At 61.1% G+C, this 2468-nt stretch carries 2 protein-coding genes; both read right to left on the bottom strand.

Annotated elements, in window-relative coordinates:
- A partial coding sequence (locus AC1D0Z_RS19600; RefSeq protein WP_477659848.1) for a penicillin acylase family protein occupies positions 1 to 2096 on the bottom strand: 2096 nt, incomplete at its 3' end.
- A gap of 95 nt (positions 2097 to 2191) precedes the next feature.
- Positions 2192 to 2468, bottom strand: a 277-nt coding sequence (locus AC1D0Z_RS19595) for an FHA domain-containing protein (RefSeq protein WP_477659847.1), incomplete at its 5' end; no start/stop codon positions are given.

Raw genomic sequence — 2468 nt, 5'->3', positions numbered from 1 at the left:
AGAATGTCTTCAAGAGTACTCCGGAAATGGCGCTTGCCGTAAAGCGCCTTGAACGCGGACTCCCCCAGCTTTTCCCCAATGACACCCCGTGCCAGTTCGTCCGCCCAGGCGGCGAACACGAGCGGCGCAGCGTCGCCCGAGCGCATGGTCCCGTCAAACCCCTGCAATTTGCGGCGCACCACCTCGGCCAGCGGGTGGCCGGAAGGCTGCGCCAGCGATTTCTGCAGGAAGGGCAGGAGCCGCACCGTGRCCGCCGAAAACTGGTCACCCTGTATTTTTTGCATCGACTCCATCGTGTGCACAGGCGTTGCAGCCAGCAATTGCTCGATGCGGTTGTAACGGTATGGCACCGTCCAGTCCTGCCCCATGAAAAAGGGATAAGCAGGTGGGGTGATGCGCTGGTTCGCCGTGGACAGCCAGCCCTTGGCCTCAATCGTCGAATTCGCGGACTCGGGTGTTTGTGCATAAGGCACCCAACCGGCCCAGTCGTATCGCGATTCCCAACCGGGAGATGGCGCGGTCCCGAGAATGTCGTTGTCGGGTTTTCGCAGCGGCACCTTGCCAGCGGCCTTGAAGGCGGTGTGGCCAAAGACATCCGCGGTCACGACGTTTTGCATCGGTGAGTGGTAAGCCGCAAAAGCCGCAATAAGCTCTCCGGACGACTGTGCCCGGTTGGCACGCAAACCTGCCAGCACGGTCTGGTTGTCGGCATCCAGGGCGCTCCAGCGCAGCGCGATCACATATTTGCGGATGTCGAGCAGGTCGGCATGCGACTTCTGGACGTCGCTGAGAACAGGGCCGTGGCGGCTTTCCCGCACATTGAGCACCACATCGGGTTGGCCTTTCACCTTGATCGTCTCGCTGCGAACCTTGAAGTCCTCCCAGGCCATATCCGCATGGGTGGCGCCTGTGCCGGGTATGCGGTACTGCTGAGGGTTCGCAGGGTTAATCTGTTCCAGGTACAGGTCCTGGACATCCGGGGCTGTATTGGTGAAACCCCACGCCACCTTCCCGGTATGACCCATCACCACAAATGGCAGGCCGGGCAATGTCGCGCCGATTACGTCCAGCCCCGGCGCGGTCCTGCCGTTGGCTGTCTTGCCTTCGGATGCCTGCAGCCGCGCGAAATACCATACCGCCGGCGCCGACAGTCCCAGGTGCGGATCGTTGGCGAGCAGAGGCTTGCCGGTGCTGGTGTGGGAACCTGCCACCACCCAGTTATTGGAACCTTTGCCTCCCGCGTCGCCGAGCGCCAAAGCCCAGTCGTTGATGCCAGAGGCCTGCGCAATGACGTTTGGCGGCGAAGTTTTCTGATCAAATAGGCCTCCAGCCCTTGATTGACGAGCGCCACCAGCTATCTTTTTAGTAGCATCCGGAAGATCGGACCGGTACACTCCCAAGCCCGCATACAGCTTGGCAAAGTCCACTTTCGAGGCAGGCTGCTCGCCAGGATAAGGAGGGAACAACTGCTGGAGTTCTGCAGGTTTCAGCAGCCGGGCCGCTGACAGGCGGGCGAACTCGGTGCCCCAGTTGCCGCCCAGATCCAGCGCCATCATCAGTGACCATGCAATGCTGTCCACAGGAGACCAGGCCTTGCCGGACACACCCCCGGGCTTGACCCCCACGATATGGAACTCGGGCGACAGCGCCTGCGAAGAGCCTGCGTAAAAGGCATTGATGCCATCGCTATAAGCTTGCATCGCATCGCRCCCCTCGGCCGGCAGGTTTTGCCATTGACGCTCGGCGGCCTGAACAATGCCCAGCGTGCGCAGCAACTTGTCGGTCTCAAGCGTGCCCGGCCCAAACACCTCGGACAGCTCGCCGTGCATCACCCGGCGGTTGAACTCAAGCTGCCAGCCGCGCTCCTGCGCGTGGACATAACCAAGAGCAAACCAGGTGTCGTGGGGCGACTGGGCCTTGATGTGGGTGACATCTGCAGTGTCACGCGCAACCGACACAGGGCCGCGCAAGCCGGCGGCACGAATTTCACCGTCCAGCGCGGGAAAGGTTCTGTAAACATACAAACCCGTCGCCAGGGCAGCAAGCACCAGCAGCACCAGCAATCCGGCGGAAATGCGTTTGAACCAGACCAGCATCATGTCCCATCAAGTTTCGATGCCCAGCGAAATGCCCACGAAAACGGGCGGTGGACAAGTCAGGCTGAGCTGAACCGGCAAGGCCGGGCCCGACGCTATTTTGTTTGAAGATGGACTTTGCCGTCGGCAAACTTGAAACTGACGGTTGGGACCGTAAAGTCTTCAAACGGAGCGCCCAGTGCGATCTCGCCTTCCTGCAGCAGTACGCATTCCTGCCGGCGCAACGCCACAACAGCGGCACTGTCGGAAAACCTCACCCAGGTGCCGTAACTGCTGACATCTTCCAGGTAAAACTTGCCGGCGCGCCATTCAATCCTGGCGTGCCTGCGCGAAACCCGCGGGTCTTTCACTACAAATTGGGCGTCCTGGTCG

This window comes from Polaromonas sp. P1_E3 (genome assembly GCF_056405935.1).
This window is presented reverse-complemented; position numbering and strand designations above follow the sequence as displayed.